The sequence below is a fragment of the Micromonospora sp. NPDC005707 genome (assembly GCF_040631005.1).
Classification (GTDB): domain Bacteria; phylum Actinomycetota; class Actinomycetes; order Mycobacteriales; family Micromonosporaceae; genus Micromonospora.
In genome coordinates, this window is sequence record NZ_JBEXYR010000005.1 from 329,744 (window position 1) to 352,205 (window position 22,462).

Sequence of the window (22,462 nt, forward strand, 5' to 3'; positions counted from 1 at the left end):
GCTTTCTCGGCTGGCCGCCGTGTTATGCGCCGCGGGCGGCGGAGCGGACCAGGGGCAGGGTGCGGTAGGGGATCTGCTCGGCGAGGGCGATGATCGTGGAGGCGCGGCGGATGCCCTCCGAGGCGACGATCTGGTCGATGACCCGCTGGAGGTCGGTGTTCGACCGGGCCACGATGCGGCAGAGCAGGTCGCTGGAGCCGGTGATCGTGTGCGCCTCCAGCACCTCCGGGATGGCGGCCAGGTGCGCGGTCACCGGGTCGTGGCCGTGCCGCTGGCTGATCTCCAGGGTCACGAAGCTGGTGACCCCGAAGCCGATGGCGGCCGGCGAGATGTCCGGCCCGAACCCGGCGACCACGCCCCGCTCGACCAGCTTGTCGAGCCGGGCCTGGACGGTGCCCCGGGCCACGCCGAGCCGCCGCGAGCACTCCAGCACCCCGATCCGGGGTTCCTCGGCGAGCAGATCAATCAAGCGAGCGTCCAGCGCGTCGAGCTGTACATCCTGACCAGTGTTCATGGGGTTTCATATTACCGAATGCACAACCTGACCAGAGTTTCCGCCGACTATTGCCCAACCGGCGGCGGCGCAGCGATCCTCGCCACAACAGCAGAGCAACGGCGGCCCACGAGGCCGGCCGGTACGCAAGGGAGGCCCTCATGACCCAGGCGATCGACCGACCCCAGTCGACCGAGGAGGTCGACGTCGACGCGCTCGTCGGCGCCGTCGACCACGACATCACCCGCGACCCGTTCCCGGTCAAGGGCCTCGACCACGTGCACTTCCTGGTGGGCAACGCCAAGCAGGCCGCCCACTACTACTCCACCGCCTTCGGCATGACCTGCGTGGCGTACCGGGGGCCGGAGCAGGGCTACCGGGACCACGCCCAGTACGTGCTGACCAGCGGCTCCGCCCGGTTCGTGCTGACCGGCGCGGTCCGCCCGGACGCCGACGGCGCCGAGCACGTCGCGAAGCACAGCGACGGCGTCTCCGACATCGCGCTGGAGGTGCCGGACGTGGACGCCGCGTACGCCCACGCCACCGCCCAGGGCGCGACCGGCCTGGTCGAGCCGCACGACGTGAGCGACGAGCACGGCATCGTCCGGATGGCGGCCATCGCCGCGTACGGCGACACCCGGCACACGCTGGTCGACCGCTCCCGCTACACCGGCCCGTTCCTGCCCGGCTTCGTGGCCCGCGGCCCGATCGTGGACCGGCAGCCGATGATCGACGCCGGCATCCAGCCGAAGCGCTTCTTCCAGGCCGTCGACCACGTGGTCGGCAACGTGGAGCTGGGCCGGATGGACGAGTGGGTCGAGTTCTACAAGCGGGTCATGGGCTTCAGCAACATGGCCGAGTTCATCGGCGACGACATCGCCACCGACTACTCCGCGCTGATGAGCAAGGTGGTCGCGAACGGCACCCGCAAGGTGAAGTTCCCGCTCAACGAGCCGGCCGTCGCCCGCAAGAAGTCGCAGATCGACGAGTACCTGGAGTTCTACCAGGGCCCGGGTGCCCAGCACATCGCCGTGGCCACCAACGACATCCTGGCCAGCGTCGACGCCATGCGGGCCGCCGGAGTCGAGTTCCTCGACACCCCGGACTCCTACTACGAGGACCCGGAGCTGCGCGCCCGGATCGGCCAGGTGCGGGTGCCCATCGAGGAGCTGAAGTCCCGCAAGATCCTTGTCGACCGGGACGAGGACGGCTACCTGCTCCAGATCTTCACGAAGCCGGTGCAGGACCGCCCGACCGTCTTCTTCGAGCTGATCGAGCGGCACGGCTCGCTGGGCTTCGGCAAGGGCAACTTCAAGGCCCTGTTCGAGGCCATCGAGCGGGAGCAGGAGAAGCGCGGGAACCTGTAACACTGTCCGCGTGACCGAGCCTCAACCAGCGTCTCCGCCGCCCGCCGGGCCCCCGCCCGCGGGCGGCGGCTTCGCGCCGCCGTCCGGGCCGTACCTGCCGCCGCCGCAGCGCACCCCGCCCGCGTACGCCGGGCCGCCGAGCTATCCGCCGCCACCCCCGGGGCACGCCCCGCACGCGGCCTTCGCGCCGCCCACCCTGGCCCCCAACGGCCAGCCCCTGGCCGGTTTCGGCGAGCGGCTGGTGGCCTGGCTGATCGACACCGCGGTGGCGAGCGCGGTCGCCATGGTGCTGTTCCTGCCGGTCTTCCTCTGGCTCTGGTTCCGGATGTTCAGCGACCTGATGGCGGTCGCCCCGGACGGGACGGTGCCCGAGCCCGACCCGGCCACCGTGCTGACCGACTTCTTCCTGCCGCTGCTGCTGGCCGAGGCCGGGCTGTTGCTGCTGATGTTCGTCTTCTACTGGCTCTACCACGTCGAGTACGCCCGCCGGACCGGCCAGACGCTCGGCAAGAAGGTGATGAAGCTGCGCATCGTCCCGCTCGACCCGACCGCGCCCCTGACCCGGGGCGTGCTCGGCCGGCGGTACCTCGTGGAGTTCGTCGCCGGCTCCCTGGTGCCCTTCGCCAACTACCTCGACGGGTTCTGGCAGCTCTGGGACAAGCCCTGGCAGCAGACCCTGCACGACAAGGTCGCCGGAACGGTCGTCGTTAAGGTTGCACCGTGAAGCACAGCGAGGCACGGCCGTGAGTGTGCAACCCGGCTGGTACGTCGACCCCGCCGACACCGAGACCCGCCGGTACTGGGACGGCGAGGGGTGGATCGGCGCGCCGATCCCGGTCGACGCCACCCCACCTGACGGCCCACCGCCGCCCGAGCCGACCCCCGTCTCCGCACCGGCCGCCACCGCGGCCGCGCCGCAGTCGGGCCAGCCGGCCCCGGCGCCCGGCACGCACCCCGGCGCGCCGGCCCCCGGGCCGTACCCGGGCCCGCCGGCCGGTGGCCCGGGACAGGTGTGGCCGGGGCAGGGTGGCCCGTGGCCCGGACAACCGGGACAGCCCGGACAGGCGGGACAGCCGGGGCAGCCGGGACAGCCCGCCCCGTGGGCGGGACAGCCGGGCCAACCGGGCCCGCAGGGACCGCCGCCGGGCTGGCCGTACCCCGGCTGGCCGGGGCGGCCGCCGGCGCCGCGCCCGCACGGGCTGCCGCTCGCGTCGTACGGCGCCCGGCTGGTCGCCCGCCTGATCGACTTCGGCGTCGTGTTCCTGCTCAACGCCGTGGTCAACGGCTGGTTCGTCTGGCGCTACGTCGAGGAGATCTCGCCGTACCTGCGCGAGTCGCTGCGCCGGTCGCTGGCCGGGGACACCTCCACCGAGGGGCTGCCCCAGCCGGGCGAGCAGGCCGCCGGGCTCCAGATCGCCATCCTGCTCATCGCCACCGCGCTCTGGTTCGCCTACGAGGTGCCCTCGATGGCCGCCCGCGGGCAGACCTTCGGCAAGCGGCTCGTCGGCATCCGCGCCCTGCCGGTCGAGGCGGACCAGCCGCTCGGCTTCGGCCGGGCCACCCGGCGCTGGAGCACCCTCGGCCTGCCCACCCTGCTCTGGTACTGCTGCGGCCTGGGCCTGCTGCTCCAGTTCGTGGACGCGGCCTCACCGCTCTTCGACCAACCGCTGCGCCAGGCTCTGCACGACAAGCGGGCGCAGACCGTGGTGGTCCAGCTCCCCCGCGTCCGGCCCGACACCCGTACCACCACGCGCGACCGCGCCAACCCCCCGGGAGACACCCCATGACCGACACCGGACGTCACCAGCCTCCGCTGCGGCTCACCCGCGCCGACCTGGACGCGCTGCCCAACTACGTGCCCGGGCGCAGCCCGGCCGACCTGGCCCGTGAGCTGGGCCTGCCCGAGGCGATCAAGCTGGCCAGCAACGAGGTCCCGTACGGCCCGCTGCCCGGCGTCGTGGAGGCGGTCGCCGAGGCGGTCGCCGGTTCGCACCGCTACCCCGACATGGGCGTGGTGGCGCTGCGGCAGGCCCTCGCCGAGCGGTACGGCGTGGACGCCGACCGGATCGCCACCGGCTGCGGCTCGGTGGCGCTGGCCGAGCACCTGGTGCGGGCCACCTGCCTGCCCGGCGACGAGCTGCTCTACTCGTGGCGGTCCTTCGAGGCGTACCCGATCATCGCGGCGACCAGCGGCGCGACCAGCGTGCGGGTGCCGAACGACGCCGGCCACGGCCACGACCTGGCCTCGATGGCGGCGGCGGTGACCGACCGGACCCGGATGATCCTGGTCTGCAACCCGAACAACCCGACCGGCACCGCGGTACGGAAGGCCGAGCTGGACCGCTTCCTCGACGCGGTGCCGGACGACGTGCTCGTGGTGATCGACGAGGCGTACCGGGAGTTCGTCACCGACCCCGAGGTGCCGGACGGCCTGAGCTACCTGGACCGGCCGAACGTGGCCGTGCTGCGCACCCTGTCCAAGGCGTGGGGCCTGGCCGGCCTGCGGATCGGCTGGCTGGTCGCCGAGCCGACCGTGGCCGCCGCCGTGCGCAAGGTGGTCACCCCCTTCTCCACCAGCATGGCCGCCCAGGCGGGCGCGCTGGCCGCGCTCGCACAGGCCGACGAGGTCGAGCGGCGCTGCGCGCTGGTCGTCGCCGAGCGGGACCGGGTCACCGAGGCGCTGCGCAAGTTCGTCCCGGACGTGCCGGACAGCCAGGCCAACTTCGTCTGGCTGCCGCTGGGCGACCGGGCCGTCGAGTTCGGCCGGGCGTGCGAGGCGCGCGGCGTGATCGTGCGGCCGTTCCCCGGCGACGGGGTGCGGGTCACCATCGGCACGCCGGCCGAGAACGACGCCTTCCTGGCCGCCGCCGAGGCCGCGCTGGCCTGACGGCGCAGGTCCGGGGCCGGTCCGTCAACCCCCTACGGACCGGTCCCGGACACCTCACCCTTCGGTGATATGGTCACTCTAATACCGTTTTGTCCGTTTTGTTGCCTGTTTGCCGGTCAGGTACGCGCAAGGAGCACCGACTCGGCCATCAGGAAGTACCCCTGGTCGTCGTCGTCCGCGCGGGCCCCCTCGCGCAGCCGTTCCACCGCCACGTAACCGTCCGCCGCGTGCGCCCGGCCGGGTTGCCAGCCGACCCCGTCCCGGCCGATGTCCAGGACGAACCGGGACCGCTCCGCGCCGGTGGCCGGGTCCAGCGTGATCAGGTCCCGTCCCTCGGTCAGCAGGTACACCCGGCCCGGCTCGACCGCCAGGATCCGGACCGCACCGAGGTCGGCCCGGCGCCACAGCTCGGCGCCCGTCCGGGCGGACCGTCCGGTGACGACACCTCCGGCGGCGGACACCGCGTGCTCGCCGTCCAGCTCGGCGTCCGGGCCGTCCAGCGCGGGGGCGGCCACCGGCTCACCCTCGCCCGGGACCAGCCAGCCCCGGCCGGTGTCGTCGCCCCGCCCCGACGTACGCAGCCCACGGCAGGCCGAGTGGCCGTCCCGACAGCCGACCGGGGTCACCACGAGCTGCTCCGGGGCGTCCGGCGGTCGCCAGCGGGTCCGTACCGCGCCGGTCGCGGCGTCCCGGAGCTCGACAGTGGCCGGCCCGGCGCAGGAGTCCACCCCGACCAGTTCGCCGGCGGCCGTGGTGCCCACGTCGGCACGGCAGTCCCCTGCCACCTCCGCCCGCCACAGCCGGCGGCCGTCCGCCAGCTCGTACCCGCCGATCGCGTCGGGGCCCGCCGCGACCAGGACGGCACGGCCGTCGGCGGCCCGGGTGACGTGCAGGCCCGCCGGATCCCAGACCGTGGCGGCGTAGGTGCGGCGGGGCTTCGGCACCGCGCCCGGCTCCGGGCCCACGGCCCGCCAGGCGACCCGTCCGGTACGCGCGTCCAGCGCCACCAGCTTCCCGTCCGACCAGCGGCTGACCACCGTGGTCCCCTCGGCGAGCACCCCGACCAGCCTGGCCGGCCAGCGGCGGTACGACCAGAACGGGGTGACCCGGTGCTTCCCGGAGACGGGCTGGTCCGCGTACACCTGGCGGGTGCCCGCGTAGACGCGGAGGCGGCCGTCCACGACCAGCGGCGCCACCGGCAGCCGGCCGATCACGCCGACCGGCGGGGTCGGCGCGGCCGGGTACGCGCCCCGGGCGACCGTCTCGACCTCGGCGGGCGCGAGGACCCGGAGGACCACGGCGACCGACGCCGCGACGGCCAGCACCGCCACGACCGCCACCAGGATCCGCCGCCCCGCGGGCTTGCCCATGCCGCACCTCCGCCCGGCACCCTACCCAGCGGCGGCCCCCGTCGACCGCGCGGCGTCAGCCACGTCGGGGTGGAGTCGCGGCGGCCTGCGCGGGCGCCGACGGACGAGGCCCCGTTCCCGCTGCCCGGATCGGCTCAGGCGGCCTCGGCGGACCGGGTGGGCCCGACGGCCAGCGCCAGGTCGGCCAGGTCGCGGCGGATGGCGCCCTCCACCGCACGGGCGGCCAGGCCGCCGAGAATCAGGGCCAGCACCCGGCCGTACGGGCGGGTCGGCGCGGCCTCGTGCTCGACCGTGACCTCCGTGCAGCCGCGCCGCCGGCGCTCGACGGTGCGCAGCGTCCAGGTGATCCGGTAGTCCGCGCCCGCGCCCCGCGAGCTGAGCACCAGCCGGGCCGGGGCGGCCGCCTCGACCACCAGGAACTCCTCCGGCTCGGCGACGCCGTCGGGCCGGACCCGGGTCTCCCGCCAGGCGGTGCCGGGCCCGAAGTCGCCCGGGCTGAGAACGTCGACCGTGCCGACCGCGGAGAGCCAGTCGGCCCGCGCCGGGAGGTCGGTGAGGAGCCGCCAGACGTCGACGTCCTGCGCTTCGATGAATGCGGAAACCGTCACCGTCGACATGGGCACCTCCCGTGTCGTCCACGGTACGGGCCGTCACGGGGTAAGGGGAGCCTTGCGGTGACATTTCCACCACCGGTGCCCCGAACGGGGCACCGGGCGCCCGGTGAGCGGTCAGGAGCGGAAGGCGTCACCCCGGATCGCGGCGACGAACGCCGTCCAGCCCGGTGGGCTGACCGCGAGCGCCGGACCCTGTGGGTCCTTCGAGTCGCGTACGCCCACCACGCCGTGCGCGGCGACCACGTTGGTCGCCACCTCGACGCAGAGGCCCTGATCGTTGGAGCGGCTGCTGGTGCGCCAGACGGCGCCGGTCAACTCGGTCATCCTCGCGGTCCTTCCTGTTCCACTCGGGTGCGCCCCGGCCCGCACCGCCGGGGCGTACGTAATCCGCGACGATCAACGGCCAAGGAAACGTCCCCGGTCGCACAGCGGGTGCGACCGGGGACGGAGAGTGAGCAGAAGCGACTCAGCGCGCCGGCAGGATGGTGCCGGTGACCTCGCCGAGGGCGACCGTGGTGCCGTCCGGGCCGGGCGCGGTGGCGGTGATCGTCACCGTGTCGCCGTCCTCCAGGAAGGTGCGGGCGGCGCCGTCGGCGAACTTGACCGGCTCGGCCCCGCCCCAGGTCAGCTCCAGGAACGAGCCGACCTGCCCGCGCTCCCGACCGGAGACGGTGCCCGAGGCGTAGAGGTCGCCGGTCCGCAGCGAGGCGCCGTTGACGGTGAGGTGGGCGAGCTGCTGGGCCGGGGTCCAGTACATGGTGGCGAAGGGCGGTTCGGCGACCCGCTCGCCGTTCCACTCGACCGACAGGGTCAGGTCGAGCCCGAGGTGCGGGGTGTCGCGCAGGTAGTCCTGGACCGGCGGATCCTGGTCGGGCGCGGGCACGAAGGCGTCGGCCAGCGCGTCCAGCGGGGTGACCCAGGCCGAGACCGAGGTGGCGAAGGACTTGCCCAGGAACGGCCCGAGCGGCTGGTACTCCCAGGCCTGGATGTCCCGCGCCGACCAGTCGTTGACCAGCACCACGCCGAAGACGTGGTCGGCGAAGTCCGCGATCGGCACCCGGTCACCGAGCCGGCTCGGCACCCCGACCACGAAGCCGACCTCGGCCTCGATGTCCAGCCGGACGGAGGCGCCCGTGGTCGGGCCCTGCGCGGTGGCCCGCTGGCCGGTGGGGCGCACGACGGGGGTGCCCGAGACGACGACCGTGCCGGCCCGGCCGTGGTAGCCGATCGGCACGTGCTTCCAGTTCGGCAGCAGCGGCGGCTGACCGGGGCGGAAGATCTGCCCGACGTTCGACGCGTGGTGCTCGGACGAGTAGAAGTCGACGTAGTCGGCGACCTCGAACGGGAGCTGCAGCTCCACCTCGCGCAGCGGCACCAGCAGCGGCTCCACGGCCGGCCGGTGCGCCGGGTCGGTGAGCAGCTCGGTGACCCGCTGCCGCACGGCGGTCCACTGCGGACGGCCGAGCGCCATGAAGTCGTTGAGGGTGTGCCGGCCGAGCGCGCCGGCGGCCAGCACCAGCCCGGCGGCCTCCGCGCCGGCCAGGTCCAGCACGAAGTCGCCGATGCGTACGCCGATCCGCGGCTCGCGGTCGCCCTGCCGGAACACCCCGTACGGCAGGTTGGTCACCCCGTACGCGGAGCCCGCCGCACCCGTCACCCAACTCATTCCTCAAAGCCCCCGTTCACCAGCCCCAGCCGGATCAGATCGGTCAGTGGTTCGGAGATGCTGCACGAGCCGTAGCCGACCCAGAGCGGGCGCTCGGCCTCCTGGTGCGACCGGGCCGGCTCGACCAGCCGGAGCGGGTCCGTGGCGGCGAGCAGCTCGGCCACCCCGTCGACCTCGGCGCCCCCGGTCGCGGCCAGCGTCGCCGCCAGCACGTTGACGAACCCGTGGTGGGTGAAGCCGGTCTCCGGGTCCCGGTGCCGGATCGCCTGGTGCAGCCCGGCGGTCAGCTTGAACGGCAGCTCCCGGTCCCGGCAGGCGCAGATCACCGCGGCCAGCTCGACCGGGGTCGGGAAGAGTTCGGCGGCCAGCCCGCCGGTGCGGAACTTGGCGGCCACCGGCAGCCCGCCGGCCCGCGCCCCGGCGAGGGTGTCGAGCGCGCCCATCAGCCCGAAGGTCAGCGGGATCTCGGCGTAGACCGTGGTGCCGCCGAGGCGCTCGGCGAGCTTGAGCAGGTCGGCCAGGCCGGGCAGCGGGTCCTCGCCGCGCTTGGCGACGGGCGCCTCGACCTGGCGGACGGCCAGCCGGGCGTCCGCCTCGGCGAGGGCCGCCTCCAGCCGGCCGACCGGCACGTCGCCGATCACGCCGACCGCCAGGGTCGCCTCCGGGGCGAGCAGGTCGGGCAGGTCGGGCAGGGTCGAGGCGGGCAGCAGCAGCGGGCCGACCAGGTCGGCGTACCACCCGGTCCGGTGCTGGTGATGCGAGGTCACGGCGTCCGGCAGCGCGGCGCTGCCGGGCGGGAAGACCGCCGCGTCGTCGACCAGGCCGGCGAAGAGACGAGGCACCTGCGTTGACACGAGACAAGAATCTACGGGACGCTACAAGGAACGGACAACAGCGTCCGATTATCGGACGTCACCGGCCGGAGAACGGGACATAACGGGAGGCGAGATGCCGTACTACCGCAGCGTCGGCGAGGTGCCCCGCAAGCGCCACACCCAGTTCCGCCAGCCCGACGGCAGCCTCTACGCCGAGGAACTGGTCGGACAGGAGGGCTTCTCCTCCGACTCGTCGCTGCTCTACCACCGGCACGCGCCCACCGCGATCGTGGCCGCCGAGGAGTTCGCCCCGCCCGCCTTCACCCGGGTGCCCAACCTGCCGCTCAAGCCGCGGCACCTGCGCACCCACAAGCTCGACGGGCCCGGCGCCGACCCCGTGCTCGGCCGGCAGTACCTGCTCGCCAACGACGACGTCCGGATCGCCTACGTGCTGGCCGACCGGCCGTCGCCGCTGTTCCGGGATGCCACCGGCGACCACTGCCTCTACGTCGAGTCCGGGACGCTGCGGGTGGAGTCCCCGTTCGGCGTGCTGGAGGCGGTGGCCGGCGACTACGTCGTCATCCCCACCTCGACCATCCACCGCCTCGTGCCCACCGGCGACGAGCCGACCCGGCTGCTCGCCATCGAGGCCGCCGGCCACGTCGGCCCGCCCAAGCGCTACCTCTCGGTACGCGGGCAGTTCCTGGAGCACTCCCCCTACTGCGAGCGGGACGTCCGCGGGCCGGACACCCCGCTGCTGGTCGACGAGACCGACGTCGAGGTGCTGGTCCGGCACCGGCGGGGCTGGACCAGGTACGTGTACGCCAACCACCCGTTCGACGTGGTCGGCTGGGACGGGCACATGTACCCGTGGGCGTTCTCCATCCACGACTTCGAGCCGATCACCGGCCGGATCCACCAGCCGCCGCCCGTGCACCAGACCTTCCAGGGCCCGAACTTCGTGATCTGCTCGTTCGTGCCGCGCAAGGTGGACTACCACCCGGGCGCCATCCCGGTGCCGTACAACCACCACAACGTCGACTCCGACGAGATGCTCTTCTACACGGGCGGCAACTACGAGGCCCGGCGCGGCTCCGGCATCGAGCAGGGCTCGATCTCGCTGCACCCGTCCGGCTTCACCCACGGCCCCCAGCCGGGCGCCGCGGAGCGGTCGATCGGGGCGGAGTTCTTCGACGAGCTGGCGGTCATGGTGGACACCTTCCGCCCCCTGGACCTCTGCGACGCGGCGACCGCCTGCGAGGACGACGCGTACGCCTGGACCTGGGCGCGCCGCGCCTAACGCCGGGGGTGGTGGCCGGTCCGGGCGAGCACGATGAACTCGGCCACCACCGTCACGGTGATCCCGGCGACCAGCGGCCACGGGCCGCCGGCCAGCGCGTAGAGCACCAGCAGCGCCGGGGCGACGGCCACCACGCACACCGCCAGGGCCAGCCCGCGGTCGGTGCGGAACAGCCCGGGCAGGACGGTGTCCAGCAGGCCGGGCAGCCGGGCCGCCCGCCGCCAGGCCAGCAGGGCCCCGCCGAGCGCGGCCAGCACGGCGAGGACCCGGGACGGGCCCGGCGCGACCGGGGCCAGGAAGGCGACCAGCACGGTGGCCACCAGCGACCAGCCCGCCCCGTGGACGACCAGCTCGCGCAACCCGTCGCCGACGGTCCGGCGGGTGCCGCCGCCCGCCGGGTCCAGGGCCGCCGACTCGACCAGCTGCTCCAGCGCCGCCGCGTAGCGGCGCTGCTCCAGCCGGATCACGCCCATGTCGTGCCGCGCCCCGGCCAGCTCCGGGTCCAGCCGCAACGCCTCCCGGTAGGCCCGCTCGGCCAGGTCGTACAGCTCCAACCGGGCCGCGACCAGGCCGAGCACCAGATGCGCCTGGGCAGTCTCCGGAGCCAGTTCCACACCGCGCCAGGCGGCGTTGAGCGCCGGCTGCCCGTTGCGCGCGCCGGCCAGGATCGCGGCGGCGCTCCGCTGGGCGTACGCGTCGTCGGGGCCGCGCGCCAGGATGTCGTCACCGGCGCTCGCGGCGGCCTTCCACCGCCCCAGGTCGGTCAGGGCGAAACCGCGCGCCACCAGCGGCGACAGCGCCCCGGGGGCGGCGGCCACGGCGGCCTCGGCGACCGGCAGCGCCTCCGCCGGGCGGCCGGCGGCGAGGTGCACCCGGGCCAGCATGGTCAACGCCTCGGCGTTGCCCGGATCGGTGGCGAGCGCGCCGTCGAGCTCCTCGGCGGCCTCGTCGTACCGGCCCAGCTCGGCGAGGAGCTGCGCGCGCTGGACGTAGCCGTCGGCGGCGGACTGGTCGGGGGCGGCGTCGTTCGGCATCCCGGCGAGCGTAACCGCCGGCCGCCGCCCCCGCCGCCTGGCGCGAACGCCGGTCAGGCGCTGTGGCAGCGGGACCGGTCCAGCGAGCGTCCGCAGGTCCCCAGGCTGCACCAGCGCCGCAGCCCGCTCTCGTCCAGGAACAGCCAGCCGCACCGCTCGTCCGGGCAGGTCCGCAGGGTGAGCCGGCGCGGATCGGCGAGCAGTTGGGCGGCGCTCCACGCGACCGCGTGCAGGGGCATCCGGAGCCCGGCCGCGAGCTCCGGCCACCAGCGCCCGCGACCGTCGGTCTCGCGCCGGAACACCAGCTCCTTCGCGGCGGCCTCCGCGTGCCGGGCGACCACCTCGAACGCGGGCCGGTCGTCCGGGTCGGTCAGGCATCCGTACAGCGCCTGTCGCAGGCCCCGGGCCTCGGCGAGCACCGCCTCGGCCTCGCCGGGGCGCCGCCGGCCCAGGTGCAGCAGCCGGCTCACCGAGACGTCGTCGACAAGCCCCACGTGCCCGGCCCACACGGCCAGGGTGCGGTAGCCGCGCAGCCACTCGGCGCCCGGCAACGGCGGTTCGTGCCCCCACCCGGCGAAGGTGTTGCAGAAGTCCAACGCCGGGTGACCCCCGACGCTCCAGGGCAGGCACTCGTCGCGCACCCGGACCTCGTAGACGGGCCGCCCGGGCCGGTCCAGCCGGTCGTCGCCCCGCAGGATGCGGCGGTGCACCTCCCGCAGGCGCGGCCCCGGTTCGACGCCCAGCTCGTCCACGAGCAACTCCCGGGTGGTCCCGTACAGGCGCAGCGCGTCGGCCTGACGGGCACCCCGGTACAGCGCGGTCATCAGCACGGCGACGAGCTGTTCCCGGGCCGGATGCCGGGCGGCCAGGGGCATCAGCTCGGCGATCGCCCGGGCGTGCTGGCCCAGCGCGAGCTGCGCCTCGGCGCGCAGCTCGACAGCGACCAGCCGGAGCTCCTCGACGGTGCCGTGCAGCCGGTCCCGCAGTTCGCCGTCCGCCGCGTCGGCGAGCAGCGGCCCCCGCCAGAGGGCCAGCCCCCGGTCGAGCAGCCGCACCCGCTCGGCGGGGTCGGCGGCGGCGCCGGCAGCCCGCACCAGCTCGCCGAAATCGTCGACGTCGACGCGGTGCCCGTCCGCCTCGACGAGGTAACCCTCCCCCCGGGTGCTGATCCGCACCCCGTAGGGCGCCAACGCCCCCCGCAACCGACCGATGTACGTCTGCACGGCGCCGCGCGCCGACACCGGCGGCCGGCCGTTCCACAGCAGGTCGATGAGGCGGTCGGTGCGGACCACCCGTCCCGCGTCGAGCAGCAGCACACCGAGCAGGCAGCGCTCCTGGCGGCGGCTGCCGACCTCGACCGGCCGGCCCTGGTGGCGGGCCTCGAAGGGTCCGAGCAGGCGAAACTCCATACCGAACAGACAGCCTGGCGCGGGCCGCCGGTTGTCATCAGGGGGTGAGCGCATGGTGAGTGCCCGGGCGACCGGCCCGGCGACCGGGCGGGCTCGGCCCCGCCGGAGCGGGACGCGTGGTGAGTCCGTGGTGAGCGCGGCCGGCGATCCTGGTCCCGCCCTGACCAGAAGCACGGATGGAGTGACCATGCGTTTCAAGATGAGCGTCGCGGTGGCGTCGGTCGTGGCCGCGATCGTCACGGCCCTGCCCGGCCCGGCGTCCGCCGCGAGCGGCGGCGGCGCCCCCGGCGCCTGGGAACCGGCCCCGCAGGAGGCGTTCGAGCTGCCCGCCGGAGCCCGGTGCGACTTCGCGGTGCGGGTCGAACCGATCGTCGACGAGGTCCGGAAGCTGACCCTGGCGACCTACCCGGACGGCTCACCGAAGCGGGAGCTGTTCACCGGGGCCCTGATCGACCGGGTGACCAACCTGGAGACCGGAGCCACGTCCACGGCGGACGCGAGCGGCACGTCGCTGGTCGTCTACGGCACGGACGGCTCGATGACCTGGTACGTGACCGGGCCGGTGCTGCTCGGCTTCCGGGAGAACGCGGGCTCGCTGCCGAAGGGGCTGTGGATCGTCGACGGCCAGTTCGCCGTGGAGTTCACGCCCACCTTCGAGAAGACCATCACGATGCTCCACGGCACGACCCACAACGTCTGCACGGACGTCGACTGATCGGGCGCGGCGACCGGGCCACCCCGGTCGCCGCGTCACACCGCCGGCGCCTCGTACACCAGCGCCACCGCGATGCCGGTGAGCCCCTCGCCGCGTCCGGTGAAACCCAGGCCGTCGGTGGTGGCGGCGGAGACGGTGACCGGCGCCCCGACCGCCGCGGAGAGCACCCGCTGCGCCTCCTCCCGGCGCGGGCCGATCTTGGGCCGGTTGCCGACCACCTGGACCGACACGTTGCCGATCTCGAAGCCGGCCGCCCGGACCCGCCGGGCGCTCTCGGTCAGCAGGGCCACCCCGGACGCACCCGCCCACTCCGGCTGGTCCACCCCGAAGTTGGCGCCCAGATCGCCGAGGCCGGCCGCGGAGAGCAGGGCGTTGCAGGCGGCGTGCGCCGCCACGTCGGCGTCCGAGTGCCCGGCCAGGCCGTCCTGGTCGGGCCAGTGCAGGCCGGCCACCCAGCAGGGCCGCCCGGCCGCGAAGGCGTGCACGTCGGTGCCGATGGCCACCCGAGGAACGATCATGGCCCGAGGGTACGCGGCACGAGGCTGTCGGAGTCGTGCCGCGTCCTTGACTGCCCGGTCGAGCCGAGCTAACTTTCTGTCGTACGCCCCAGTGTCGCCTCTGCCTCGTGCACGCGCCTGGGGCTCCTTTCGTTGCGGCGTGTGCTGCCGCCATCACGCTCCGGCTGCGCCTAGCATCCCTCCGTGACGCTCCACCCCTACGCACGAACGATCCGCCACTGGCTCTCGCCGGGGCGCTTCCAGACCTACCTGGCAGCCGCGGGCGGCGACGACAGCAAGGCCTGCGAGCTCTACGAGTGGAGCGCCGCCCTGACCGCCGCTTCCTTCGAGGCCTTCCACTACGTCGAGGTGGTCACCCGCAACACGATCGACCGGGTGCTGCGGGAGCACCTGAACGAGGCCGAGCGCGGCATCCCGTGGTTCCTTCTGCCAATGGGCGGCAGAAAGGAGACGCAGGAGCGCATCGATCGGAACGTGAGCGAGGTCCGCACCCGGCTCCGCCGGGAACATCCCAGGAAGGAGACCCGCGACCAGATCATCGCGGGGCTGAGCTTCGGATTCTGGGTCGGCCTCTTCGGCTCGGAGCACGAACAGTTGTGGCGCGACGCGCTGCACCGCGCGTTTCCCCACTCCTCCGGCAAGCGACACGACGTCGCCAGCGCGCTGAACGCCCTCCGGGTGTTCCGCAACCGGCTCGCACACCATGACTCGCTCCTGGCGACGGACGTACCGTTCCGCCTGACCCAGATGCTCGACGTGGTGCGCTGGGCCGACCCGGATGCCGCCGCCTGGCTCGCGGCGAACGAGCGGGTCACCGAGGTGCACGGCCGTCGACCCGCCGCGCGGAACGACACCGTCGTGGTGCCCGCCCGGGACGCCTGGGGCCTCTACCAGTCGGCACGCGCCTACGTCTGCCAGCCGGGTCGGTCGTTCCAGCCGGTCGACCACCTGGCGTTCTACTCGCAGCGACAGATCCACCCCGAGGTTCCGAAGATCCTCTTCCGGTTGGACAACGTCGACTGGACGGCCGGTGAGGTGAACCGGCTACGCACCACCGGGCTGACCCGGGACGCGCAGTTGGCCGACATCATCGAGACCAGCTGGAAGCATGGTTGGACCGAGGGCCGGTACCAGGTGTTGGGACTCAGCGCGCCAGGCTCGGCCGGCCATCTCACCCTGCCCGCACCGGTCCCACACCACGCGCGAGGCAGGGGCAGCGCCTTCACGCAGGGACAGCGCTACGTCGTCCGGGACCGGCTGCGCCGGGCGTCCTCGACAGCCGACCTGTGAACGCCCGGGTACGCGTCAGGCGCCGGTGGCCAGCAGGTGCTCGGCCAGGGCCAGGTCGAACGGGCGGGTGATCTTCAGGGCCAGCTCCGACCCGGGTACGCAGACCACCGGGACGCCCAGCTTCTCGACGAGGCCGGCGTCGTCGGTGAGCGGATCGCCGGCCGCCTCGTGGGCGGCGGTCAGCACCGACCGGCGGAAGCCCTGCGGGGTCTGCACGGCGCGCAGGGCGGCCCGGTCAACCGTGCCGAGGACCCGCTCGCCCGCGTCGACCTCCTTGACGGTGTCGACCACCGGCAGCACCGGGATAACCCCGTCGTGGCCGCCGCGGACCGCCGCGGCCACCGACTCGACCAACTCGGGTGGGGTGAGCGCTCGCGCCGCGTCGTGCACGAGGACGATCTCCGGCCCGGCGGGGACGGCGGCCAGCGCGGCCGCCACCGAGGCCTGGCGCTCGGCGCCGCCGGGGACGACGGTCACCGGGGCAACCGGCGCGAGCAGCAGCCGGACCGACTCGACATCGGCGGCCGGGGCGGCCACCACGATCGTGTGCACCGAGGGTGCGGCGGCGACCCGGCGGACCGTGTGCACCAGCAGCGGCTCCCCGGCGAGCAGCCGGAGGGCCTTGGGAGCACCCGGGCCGAGGCGTACCCCGGCTCCGGCCGCAGGAACGAGGACCGCGACGTCACCGCGCGGGTTGAGCTGCGCGGTCACGTCGCGGTCCTCGGATTCGTTTGCTACGGGGTGGGTACGACGACTGCTGTGGATCAGGCCTCGGTCAGCACCTTGTCGAGCAGCGTCTCCGCCTCGTCCTTCGTGCTCTTCTCGGCCAGCGCGACCTCGCCGACGAGAATGTCGCGTGCCTTGGCCAGCATGCGCTTCTCACCCGCGGAGAGACCCCGCTCCCGCTCCCGGCGCCACAGGTCGCGGACGACCTCGGCCACCTTCAGCGGGTTACCGGAGGCCAGCTTCTCCAGATTCGCCTTGTAACGCCGCGACCAGTTGGTCGGCTCCTCGGTGTGCGGTGCACGGAGCACGTCGAAGACCTTGCCCAGGCCCTCTTCGCCGACCACCTCTCGCACACCCACGATCTCGGCGTTCTCGGCGGGCACCCGGACCGTCAGGTCACCCTGCGCGACCCTCAGGACGAGGTACTGCTTAGGCTCGCCCTTGATGACCCGAGTCTCGATTGCCTCGATGAGTGCGGCCCCGTGGTGGGGGTAAACAACGGTCTCGCCGACACTGAAAACCATAGGTTCGAAACCCCTTTCGCTGTGTCTAGGGTAACACGCTCAGGCACCGATGTCTCACCGCTGTCCTGACCGTTGGCGCAGCTCAGGGGCCCTGTGAGAGGTATTTCTTCAGCTTGACAGGCGGTCAAGCCGATGGTTTCGACACGCTCCGTGACCATCGGATGACAACCCGGTAAGAGTGACGGAAGCGTTCATATCTAGGGCTATGCGCTCCTTCCATGGTAGCTCCGGAATTCCACCTCCGCCCAGGTGTGGCGGTACGACGACCGGTGCGGGACCCTTGGAGTGGACTGACGTCCGCTCACCGAGACGGTTCCTGGGGGTCCGATGGGCATGCCTGACGCTGAGGGCCACGGGCCACCGGAAGGGCTTCCCGACCTGCCTCCGGAGTGGGGCCGGGTGGTCGTACCCGACGACGCCTCGGCGCTGGCCGAGGAGGCCCGCCAGGTCCGCCGCGAGCTGCGCCGGGCGGACCGCCGGGGCAGCCAGGGGCCACGCCTCGGTCCGGCCGTTCGGCCGTCGGTCGGGCTGCCGGTGCTGGCCCTCCTGGTCGCCGTGCTGATCACTCTCACCGGGCTGGCCGCCGTCACCTGGCCCCGGGCGAGCCGCTCCGGGGGCGCGCCCACCGTGCTGCCGTACCCGACGGCCCCCGTCGGGCCGCTGCCCGCGCTCGACCTGGTCGGCCCCGACGACGCACCGGTGCCGCTGCGCAGCCTGCTGCCCATCATGATCATCCTGGTGGACGCGTGCGCCTGCCCGGAGCAGGTCCGCACCGCGGCGGCCGCCGCGCCGCCGGGCGTGACCGTGGTCACCGTCACCGAGGACCGCGCCGCCGGGGCCGCCGCCGCACCGGGGGTACGCCCGCTCGCCGATCCGGCCGGCGGCCTCCGCTCCTACGTGCACCTGTCCGCCCATCCCGGCACGGCCGCCGCCCTGCTGGTGGACCGGCAGGGCGCCCTGGTGCGGGTGGTGCCCGAGCTGGGGCCGGTGACGGACTATCGCGACGACCTCGCCCGGTTGGCGGGCTGACCGCCGTTCAGCCCAGCGCGTCCAGCCGGGCGTCGAGGTCGACCTGGTCGCGGACGGCGACAAAGCGCACCAGGAGGGGCCCGCCGCGGGCGTCCACCACCGAGAACGAGACGGCGTCCGGCCCCTCGCAGTTCAGCATCCGCTCCGTCTCGTCGTCGGACGAGCCGGTGAACCGGACGGCGACCGCGCCCGAGCCGGAGCAGCGGACCGCGAGCAGGAACTGGGCGCCGTCCGACGCGCTCGCGCGGCGGGTCACCGGTGCGCCGTCCGGCATCAGGAGGGACTTTTCCCGCCACACCGTCTGCCAGACCTCGAGACGCCGCGCCACGCCGCCGGGATCCTCGTGGACGACCACCGGCGCGTCCGGATCCGCCTCGGGGCCCGGCAGCACCCGCCCGGTCTCCGCGTCGAGCGTCACCCGGAGGCCGGGTTGGCGGAAAGCGCCGGTGGACGGGGCGGGGTCCGGCCCGGTCCGCCCCAGCGCCGGCGCCGCCGCCCGCCACCAGGCCACGCCGGCCGCCAGCACCACCACCGTCAGGCCGGCCAGGACGGTGCGCCGGATCCGCTCGTCGGGAGCCACGCGCAGAGCGTATCGGCGCGGGGCGGCGGCCACCGTCCCGTCAGGCGGTGCGCTCCAGCAGGGCCGCGTAGAGGGTGAGGCCCGGCCCGAAGGCCAGCATCACCACCCGCTCCGGGGGCGTCTCCGCCCGGTGCAGCCGGTCCAGGATCAGCAACACCGTCGGCGACGAGCAGTTGCCGTGCTCGTCCAGCGTGGCGCGGGACGCCGCGAGCGCCGCCGGCGGCAGGGCCAGCTCCCGCTCCACCACGTTGAGGATGCGGGGGCCGCCCGGGTGCACCGCCCAGCCGTCCACCTCGTCGCGGTGCCACCCGTGCCGGGCCAGCAGGTCGTCCACCAGGCCCCGGACGTGGTGCGAGAGCACCTGCGGCACCTTCGGCGACAGGCCCATCCGGAAGCCGGTGTCGGTGACGTCCCAGGTCATGTGGTCGGCCGTGGAGGTGTCGGTGACCGAGGTGACCTCGCGCAGCGCGTACCCCCGGCCGCCGGGGACGACCACGGCGGCGACCGCGGCGTCCGAGAAGAGCGCGTGCGAGACGATCTGCTGGGTGTCCACCCGGGAGCCGGGCGGCTGGATGTGCAGGCTGGTCAGCTCCGCGCAGAGCAGCAGCGCGGGGCGGCCCCGGGCCGTGACGAAGTCGCTCGCCGCGCCCAGCCCCGGCAGGGCCGCGTAGCAGCCCATGTGCCCGACGAACATGCGCTGGGTGTCCGGGGCCATGCCCAGGTCCCGGGCGAGCAGGATGTCCAGCCCCGGGGTGGCGTACCCGGTGCAGGAGCAGACCACGAAGAGGCCGACGTCACCGGCGTCCAGGCCGGCGGCCGTCAGCGCCCGGCCGACCGCCTCCTTGCCCAGCGGCAGCGCCTCGACCTGGTAGCGCCGCATCCGGCGTTCGGTGGGCCACTCGGAGACGTCCTCCAGCAGCGGGTTCACCGCCGCCTGGCGCCGGGACACGCCGGAGTTGGCGAAGATCCGCTCGGCCAACGCCCGGGTGGTCCCCGAGAAGTGCTTCGCGAAGAAGCCCGCCCACAGCTCGTCCTGCGCGGCGGACGGCGGCTGCGCCGTACCCAGGCCCGCGATCACCGGCACGCCCATGTCCCCCACCTCTCGTCCCCAACCCCACGCTTCACCAACGAGCACCGTCCGTTCGCGACTGCGGGGCTCGTAAGCCGATTCACCAAACCGCCCGTCGTTCGCGACCGCGGGGCTCGCAAGACCGGCTCACTTCTCGCACTCACCAACGAGGCGTCGAGCCGTCGCGGTCCGGGTCGCCGCCGAGCGCGGCGATGCCGAGCCAGTCGGCGCAGACGTCGGAGGTGGCCGGGTGCAGCGAGCCGCACCGGGCGTCCCGGTAGAGCCGCTCCAGCGGATGCCCCCGCCGGGTGGCGGAGGTGCCGGCGGCCTCCAGCATGGACGCCGCCACGTCGGCCGCGGTGGTGCCGGCGAGCAGCTTCGCGCGCCACACCCAGCGGTTCGTCTCCGCGTCGCCGGGCGCCTCGTCGACCTGGCGCGCCGCCTCGGCCACCACCAATTCGGCCGCCGCGACGGCCGCGTCGGCCCGGCCCAGCCTCGCCCGGACCGCCGGCAGGCCGGCCAGGTTGCGGGCGTTCAGGTGCTCGGCGGCGGCGTCGATCGAGGCCCGGGCCACCCCGACGTAGACGGCCGCGTAGCTGGCCACCAGCCAGTGCGGCATGAGCTGGGCGACCACCAGGGCCAGCCCCTCCACCCCGCCGAGCAGCCGGTCGGCCGGCACGGTCACGTCCAGGTGCAGGTCGTGCGAGGAGGTGGCGCGCATGCCCAGCGAGTCCCAGGTGGGCTCGACCGTGATCCCCTCCCCGGCCGGGACCAGGAACTGGGAGACCACCGACTGGTCGGTGGCGCTGCGGGCGGCCACCAGGTAGCCGTCCGGGTGGCCGGCGCCGGAGCAGAACGTCTTGCTGCCCTTGAGGTGCCAGCCGCCCTCGGCCGCCTCGTAGACCGTGCTGAGCTGCGACAGCCGGGCACCGGCGCCGCGTTCGCTCATGGCCACGGCGTACCAGGCGCCCTCGGCCGCCGCGCGGAGCAGCCGGTCCCGGGCGGCCAGCGCCTCGTCCGGTACGCCCAGAGCCTCGGCCAGCTCCTCGGTCACCGCGCCCAGCGCGCCGGTGACCGAGGCGTGCATGTTGAACACCAGTGCCGTCGCGCCGTTGCCCCGGGCCAGCTCGGTGGCGACCGCCGCGTACTCGGCGAAGGTGGCTCCCAGGCCGCCCAGCTCGCGCGGCACCATCAGCCCGAAGAGGCCGGCCTCCCGGAGGTCGGCGAAGTCGTCGACCGGGAACGAGCCGTCCCGGTCGTGGTCGGCCGCGCGGGCGGCCAGTCGCGGCGCCAACCTGCGGGCCGCCTCCAGCGCGTGCACAGTCATGTAGCCCCCTTCTCGGCGTCCCCTTTACCCCGGGCGGCCCCCGCTACCCGCTCCGGTGCCCGCGGCCCTGGTAGAGCACCGCGGTCGACCAGGTCGGCACGATGCGCGGTTCCGTCCCCACGGGACGGTCACCGCCGCGCAGCCGACGCAGCAGCCACGTCAGCGTCCCACCCAGCTCGGGACGGACCCCGCGAAGCCGCAGCGCCACGCCGTGCCGGGCGCACTCGGCCACCAGTGCGCGGGCGTCCACGAACAACTGTGGATCGTGGATGCCGCGCGGCACGGTGGGCAGCCGCTCGCCGAGCTCCACGGCGATCAGCCGGGCCAGCAGGGTGTCGTTGAGGGTGTCGAGCACCAGCAGGCCGCCGGGCCGCAGCAGCCGGCAGGCCTCGGCCACCGCGCGCCGCCAGTCCGGCACGTGTTCCAGCAGCTCACCGGCCGAGACCACGGCCGCGCAGCCGTCCGCGAGCGGGACCGCCGTGGCGTCGCCCTGGACCACCGTCACGCCGTGCCCGGCGGCCTGGTCGAGGGCGGAGCGGGTCAGGTCCACCCCGACGTGCCGGTAGCCCTTGCCGGCCAGGTGCGGGGCGAGCAGCCCGGCGCCACAGCCCAGGTCGACCAGCAGTGCGTCCGGTTCGGACGCCGGTGGCACCAGGGCCGCGCGGGCCCGGGCCAACCAGTGCAGCATCGCGAACGCGCCGTCCGGTCGCCACCACTCGCCGGCCAGGTCGTCGTACTGGCGGGGATCGTTGGGCGGCAGCACCCGGGGCGGGGTGGACACCGCTGCCGCGTCTCGCATGGACCGAGCGTGGCACGACTCCCCGGTAACGACCAGACTTCCCTTATGTCGATGTCGGTGTTAGGGCTGGTCAGGGCGAGCCACCCGGAACCGGCCGCCGCGGTGACCGTGGTGGCCGGACTGCTCGCCCGGGCCGTCGGGCACGGTCCGGGCGGGATCGCCGCCGTGTCGCTCACGGTGCTGGCCAGCCAGCTCGCCGTGGGCTGGAGCAACGACCTGATCGACGCCGACCGGGACGCCACGGTGGGGCGTACCGACAAGCCGGTGACCACCGGCGTGGTCTCGCGGCGGGTCCTGGCCCGCGCCACCGTGCCGGCCGCCGCGGCCACCCCCCTGCTGGCGCTGACCGCCGGTCCGGCGGCGGCGCTCTGCGCCACGCTCGGCCTGGTCTCGGCACTGCTCTACAACTGGCCGTTGAAGTCGACCCCGGTCTCGGTGCTGCCCTACGCGGTCTCGTTCGGCGCCCTGCCGGCCTTCGTGGTGCTGGCGCTGCCGGGCGCGCCCGCGCCCCCGGTGTGGCTGGTCGCGGCCGCCGCGCTGCTGGGCGCCGGGGCGCACTTCGCCAACGTGCTGCCGGACCTGGCCGACGACGCGCGGACCGGGGTGCGGGGCCTGCCCCACCGGCTGGGGGCGGCGGGCAGCCGGGTGGCGGCCGCCGGGCTGCTCCTCGCGGCCACCGTCGCCCTGGTGGTCGGGCCGCCCGGGCCGCCGTCGTGGGCCGGCCTGTCGGCGATCGCCGCCGCCGTCGCGGTGCCGGCCCTGGGTTGGTACGCCGGCCGCGCCGCGACCCGGGCCGCCGCCCGGCCGGTGGCCGCCTTCCGGGCGGTGATGGTCGTGGCGCTGATCGATGTGGTGCTGCTGGTGGCGAGCGGTCGGGTGGTCTGACCGGTCCCCTCGTAGGTGGCATTACCGGGTCGGCGTGCGGCCCTC

Annotated in this window: 24 protein-coding genes; 9 read left to right on the forward strand and 15 right to left on the reverse strand. The window is 74.5% G+C overall.

Annotated features, from left to right (window positions below; all coding sequences use genetic code 11):
* Window positions 1–22: 22 nt before the first annotated feature.
* Window positions 23–514 carry an Lrp/AsnC family transcriptional regulator gene (locus ABZ452_RS12090; protein WP_262282752.1) on the reverse strand — a complete coding sequence of 164 codons (492 nt, stop codon included), beginning with the start codon at window positions 512–514 and terminating at the stop codon, window positions 23–25.
* 140 nt (window positions 515–654) lie between these two features.
* Between ABZ452_RS12090 and hppD the strand changes: the two genes are divergently transcribed.
* Genes hppD through hisC form a run of 4 tightly spaced genes read left to right on the forward strand, consistent with a single transcriptional unit; the run spans window position 655 to window position 4,747 of the window.
* Window positions 655–1,860, forward strand: coding sequence for a 4-hydroxyphenylpyruvate dioxygenase (hppD, locus tag ABZ452_RS12095; RefSeq protein ID WP_357941662.1), 1,206 nt, complete (start codon window positions 655–657; stop codon window positions 1,858–1,860).
* Window positions 1,861–1,870: 10 nt separating this feature from the next.
* Complete coding sequence (locus ABZ452_RS12100; RefSeq protein ID WP_357941664.1) at window positions 1,871–2,584, forward strand: RDD family protein; 714 nt, start codon at window positions 1,871–1,873, stop codon at window positions 2,582–2,584.
* Between the two features lie 19 nt (window positions 2,585–2,603).
* Complete coding sequence (locus ABZ452_RS12105) at window positions 2,604–3,647, forward strand: RDD family protein (protein ID WP_357941666.1); 1,044 nt, start codon at window positions 2,604–2,606, stop codon at window positions 3,645–3,647.
* Window positions 3,644–4,747: a histidinol-phosphate transaminase gene (gene hisC, locus ABZ452_RS12110; RefSeq protein ID WP_355346367.1), complete on the forward strand. Its 1,104-nt coding sequence runs from the start codon at window positions 3,644–3,646 to the stop codon at window positions 4,745–4,747. Before ABZ452_RS12105 ends, hisC begins: the two co-directional genes overlap by 4 nt.
* Before the next feature lie 116 nt (window positions 4,748–4,863).
* Here hisC and ABZ452_RS12115 read toward each other — a convergent pair whose 3' ends face one another.
* The 5 genes from ABZ452_RS12115 to ABZ452_RS12135 all read right to left on the reverse strand — a co-directional run bounded on the left by ABZ452_RS12115 (window position 4,864) and on the right by ABZ452_RS12135 (window position 9,251).
* Entirely contained in the window at window positions 4,864–6,117 is a 1,254-nt protein-coding gene (locus ABZ452_RS12115) for a PQQ-binding-like beta-propeller repeat protein (RefSeq protein WP_357941669.1), read from the reverse strand.
* Between the two features lie 134 nt (window positions 6,118–6,251).
* Entirely contained in the window at window positions 6,252–6,734 is a 483-nt protein-coding gene (locus tag ABZ452_RS12120; RefSeq protein WP_357941671.1) for an SRPBCC family protein, read from the reverse strand.
* A 111-nt stretch (window positions 6,735–6,845) separates the two neighbouring features.
* Window positions 6,846–7,055: a DUF397 domain-containing protein gene (locus ABZ452_RS12125; RefSeq protein ID WP_357941673.1), complete on the reverse strand. Its 210-nt coding sequence runs from the start codon at window positions 7,053–7,055 to the stop codon at window positions 6,846–6,848.
* 142 nt (window positions 7,056–7,197) lie between these two features.
* Window positions 7,198–8,397: a fumarylacetoacetase gene (gene fahA, locus ABZ452_RS12130; protein ID WP_357941675.1), complete on the reverse strand. Its 1,200-nt coding sequence runs from the start codon at window positions 8,395–8,397 to the stop codon at window positions 7,198–7,200.
* Window positions 8,394–9,251 carry a hypothetical protein gene (locus ABZ452_RS12135; RefSeq protein ID WP_357941677.1) on the reverse strand — a complete coding sequence of 286 codons (858 nt, stop codon included), beginning with the start codon at window positions 9,249–9,251 and terminating at the stop codon, window positions 8,394–8,396. Before ABZ452_RS12135 ends, fahA begins: the two co-directional genes overlap by 4 nt.
* Window positions 9,252–9,345: 94 nt before the next feature.
* On the opposite strand from ABZ452_RS12135, the gene ABZ452_RS12140 reads away from it, so the two are divergent.
* Window positions 9,346–10,512, forward strand: coding sequence for a cupin domain-containing protein (locus ABZ452_RS12140; RefSeq protein ID WP_357941679.1), 1,167 nt, complete (start codon window positions 9,346–9,348; stop codon window positions 10,510–10,512).
* Here the strand turns inward: ABZ452_RS12140 and ABZ452_RS12145 are convergent.
* On the reverse strand, window positions 10,509–11,546 hold the full coding sequence (locus ABZ452_RS12145) for a tetratricopeptide repeat protein (RefSeq protein ID WP_357941681.1): 1,038 nt from the start codon (window positions 11,544–11,546) through the stop codon (window positions 10,509–10,511). The two genes, ABZ452_RS12140 and ABZ452_RS12145, sit on opposite strands and share 4 nt — an antisense overlap.
* A 53-nt stretch (window positions 11,547–11,599) precedes the next feature.
* Window positions 11,600–12,955 (reverse strand): BTAD domain-containing putative transcriptional regulator, encoded by a 1,356-nt coding sequence (locus ABZ452_RS12150; protein WP_357941683.1) that lies wholly within the window; start codon window positions 12,953–12,955, stop codon window positions 11,600–11,602.
* Between the two features lie 187 nt (window positions 12,956–13,142).
* Between ABZ452_RS12150 and ABZ452_RS12155 the strand changes: the two genes are divergently transcribed.
* Window positions 13,143–13,670 carry a hypothetical protein gene (locus ABZ452_RS12155; RefSeq protein ID WP_357941685.1) on the forward strand — a complete coding sequence of 176 codons (528 nt, stop codon included), beginning with the start codon at window positions 13,143–13,145 and terminating at the stop codon, window positions 13,668–13,670.
* Between the two features lie 35 nt (window positions 13,671–13,705).
* Here ABZ452_RS12155 and ispF read toward each other — a convergent pair whose 3' ends face one another.
* Entirely contained in the window at window positions 13,706–14,188 is a 483-nt protein-coding gene (gene ispF / locus ABZ452_RS12160; protein WP_357941687.1) for a 2-C-methyl-D-erythritol 2,4-cyclodiphosphate synthase, read from the reverse strand.
* Window positions 14,189–14,371: 183 nt separating this feature from the next.
* On the opposite strand from ispF, the gene ABZ452_RS12165 reads away from it, so the two are divergent.
* On the forward strand, window positions 14,372–15,478 hold the full coding sequence (locus ABZ452_RS12165) for a hypothetical protein (protein ID WP_357941689.1): 1,107 nt from the start codon (window positions 14,372–14,374) through the stop codon (window positions 15,476–15,478).
* Between the two features lie 15 nt (window positions 15,479–15,493).
* Here the strand turns inward: ABZ452_RS12165 and ispD are convergent, their stop codons facing one another.
* Together ispD and ABZ452_RS12175 are read right to left on the reverse strand one after the other, a co-directional pair.
* Window positions 15,494–16,189, reverse strand: a complete 696-nt coding sequence (gene ispD / locus ABZ452_RS12170; RefSeq protein WP_357941692.1) for a 2-C-methyl-D-erythritol 4-phosphate cytidylyltransferase — start codon at window positions 16,187–16,189, stop codon at window positions 15,494–15,496.
* 53 nt (window positions 16,190–16,242) lie between these two features.
* Complete coding sequence (locus tag ABZ452_RS12175; RefSeq protein WP_007073334.1) at window positions 16,243–16,728, reverse strand: CarD family transcriptional regulator; 486 nt, start codon at window positions 16,726–16,728, stop codon at window positions 16,243–16,245.
* A gap of 327 nt (window positions 16,729–17,055) precedes the next feature.
* On the opposite strand from ABZ452_RS12175, the gene ABZ452_RS12180 reads away from it, so the two are divergent.
* Entirely contained in the window at window positions 17,056–17,757 is a 702-nt protein-coding gene (locus ABZ452_RS12180; RefSeq protein ID WP_357941694.1) for a hypothetical protein, read from the forward strand.
* A 7-nt stretch (window positions 17,758–17,764) separates the two neighbouring features.
* On the opposite strand, the gene ABZ452_RS12185 is transcribed toward ABZ452_RS12180, so the two are convergent.
* From ABZ452_RS12185 to ABZ452_RS12200, 4 genes are all read right to left on the reverse strand, one after another.
* On the reverse strand, window positions 17,765–18,337 hold the full coding sequence (locus ABZ452_RS12185; RefSeq protein WP_357941696.1) for a hypothetical protein: 573 nt from the start codon (window positions 18,335–18,337) through the stop codon (window positions 17,765–17,767).
* Between the two features lie 40 nt (window positions 18,338–18,377).
* On the reverse strand, window positions 18,378–19,427 hold the full coding sequence (locus ABZ452_RS12190; protein ID WP_357941698.1) for a type III polyketide synthase: 1,050 nt from the start codon (window positions 19,425–19,427) through the stop codon (window positions 18,378–18,380).
* A gap of 139 nt (window positions 19,428–19,566) precedes the next feature.
* Window positions 19,567–20,733: an acyl-CoA dehydrogenase family protein gene (locus ABZ452_RS12195; protein WP_357941700.1), complete on the reverse strand. Its 1,167-nt coding sequence runs from the start codon at window positions 20,731–20,733 to the stop codon at window positions 19,567–19,569.
* Window positions 20,734–20,776: 43 nt separating this feature from the next.
* On the reverse strand, window positions 20,777–21,532 hold the full coding sequence (locus ABZ452_RS12200) for a methyltransferase domain-containing protein (RefSeq protein WP_357941702.1): 756 nt from the start codon (window positions 21,530–21,532) through the stop codon (window positions 20,777–20,779).
* Window positions 21,533–21,577: 45 nt separating this feature from the next.
* Here ABZ452_RS12200 and ABZ452_RS12205 point away from each other — a divergent pair, with 45 nt between their 5' ends.
* Window positions 21,578–22,417, forward strand: coding sequence for a UbiA family prenyltransferase (locus ABZ452_RS12205; protein ID WP_357941704.1), 840 nt, complete (start codon window positions 21,578–21,580; stop codon window positions 22,415–22,417).
* The last annotated feature ends 45 nt before the right edge of the window (window positions 22,418–22,462 follow it).

Coding starts and splice junctions, on each gene's coding strand:
- ABZ452_RS12180 (WP_357941694.1), top strand. CDS start 17,056: ATGGGCATGCCTGACGCTGAGGGCCACGGGCCACCGGAAGGGCTTCCC.
- fahA (WP_357941675.1), bottom strand. CDS start 8,397: ATGAGTTGGGTGACGGGTGCGGCGGGCTCCGCGTACGGGGTGACCAAC.
- ABZ452_RS12205 (WP_357941704.1), top strand. CDS start 21,578: ATGTCGATGTCGGTGTTAGGGCTGGTCAGGGCGAGCCACCCGGAACCG.
- hisC (WP_355346367.1), top strand. CDS start 3,644: ATGACCGACACCGGACGTCACCAGCCTCCGCTGCGGCTCACCCGCGCC.
- ABZ452_RS12140 (WP_357941679.1), top strand. CDS start 9,346: ATGCCGTACTACCGCAGCGTCGGCGAGGTGCCCCGCAAGCGCCACACC.
- ABZ452_RS12145 (WP_357941681.1), bottom strand. CDS start 11,546: ATGCCGAACGACGCCGCCCCCGACCAGTCCGCCGCCGACGGCTACGTC.
- ABZ452_RS12175 (WP_007073334.1), bottom strand. CDS start 16,728: ATGGTTTTCAGTGTCGGCGAGACCGTTGTTTACCCCCACCACGGGGCC.
- ABZ452_RS12125 (WP_357941673.1), bottom strand. CDS start 7,055: ATGACCGAGTTGACCGGCGCCGTCTGGCGCACCAGCAGCCGCTCCAAC.
- ABZ452_RS12195 (WP_357941700.1), bottom strand. CDS start 20,733: ATGACTGTGCACGCGCTGGAGGCGGCCCGCAGGTTGGCGCCGCGACTG.
- ABZ452_RS12120 (WP_357941671.1), bottom strand. CDS start 6,734: ATGTCGACGGTGACGGTTTCCGCATTCATCGAAGCGCAGGACGTCGAC.
- ispF (WP_357941687.1), bottom strand. CDS start 14,188: ATGATCGTTCCTCGGGTGGCCATCGGCACCGACGTGCACGCCTTCGCG.
- ABZ452_RS12150 (WP_357941683.1), bottom strand. CDS start 12,955: ATGGAGTTTCGCCTGCTCGGACCCTTCGAGGCCCGCCACCAGGGCCGG.
- hppD (WP_357941662.1), top strand. CDS start 655: ATGACCCAGGCGATCGACCGACCCCAGTCGACCGAGGAGGTCGACGTC.
- ABZ452_RS12090 (WP_262282752.1), bottom strand. CDS start 514: ATGAACACTGGTCAGGATGTACAGCTCGACGCGCTGGACGCTCGCTTG.
- ABZ452_RS12115 (WP_357941669.1), bottom strand. CDS start 6,117: ATGGGCAAGCCCGCGGGGCGGCGGATCCTGGTGGCGGTCGTGGCGGTG.
- ABZ452_RS12190 (WP_357941698.1), bottom strand. CDS start 19,427: ATGGGCGTGCCGGTGATCGCGGGCCTGGGTACGGCGCAGCCGCCGTCC.
- ABZ452_RS12155 (WP_357941685.1), top strand. CDS start 13,143: ATGCGTTTCAAGATGAGCGTCGCGGTGGCGTCGGTCGTGGCCGCGATC.
- ABZ452_RS12200 (WP_357941702.1), bottom strand. CDS start 21,532: ATGCGAGACGCGGCAGCGGTGTCCACCCCGCCCCGGGTGCTGCCGCCC.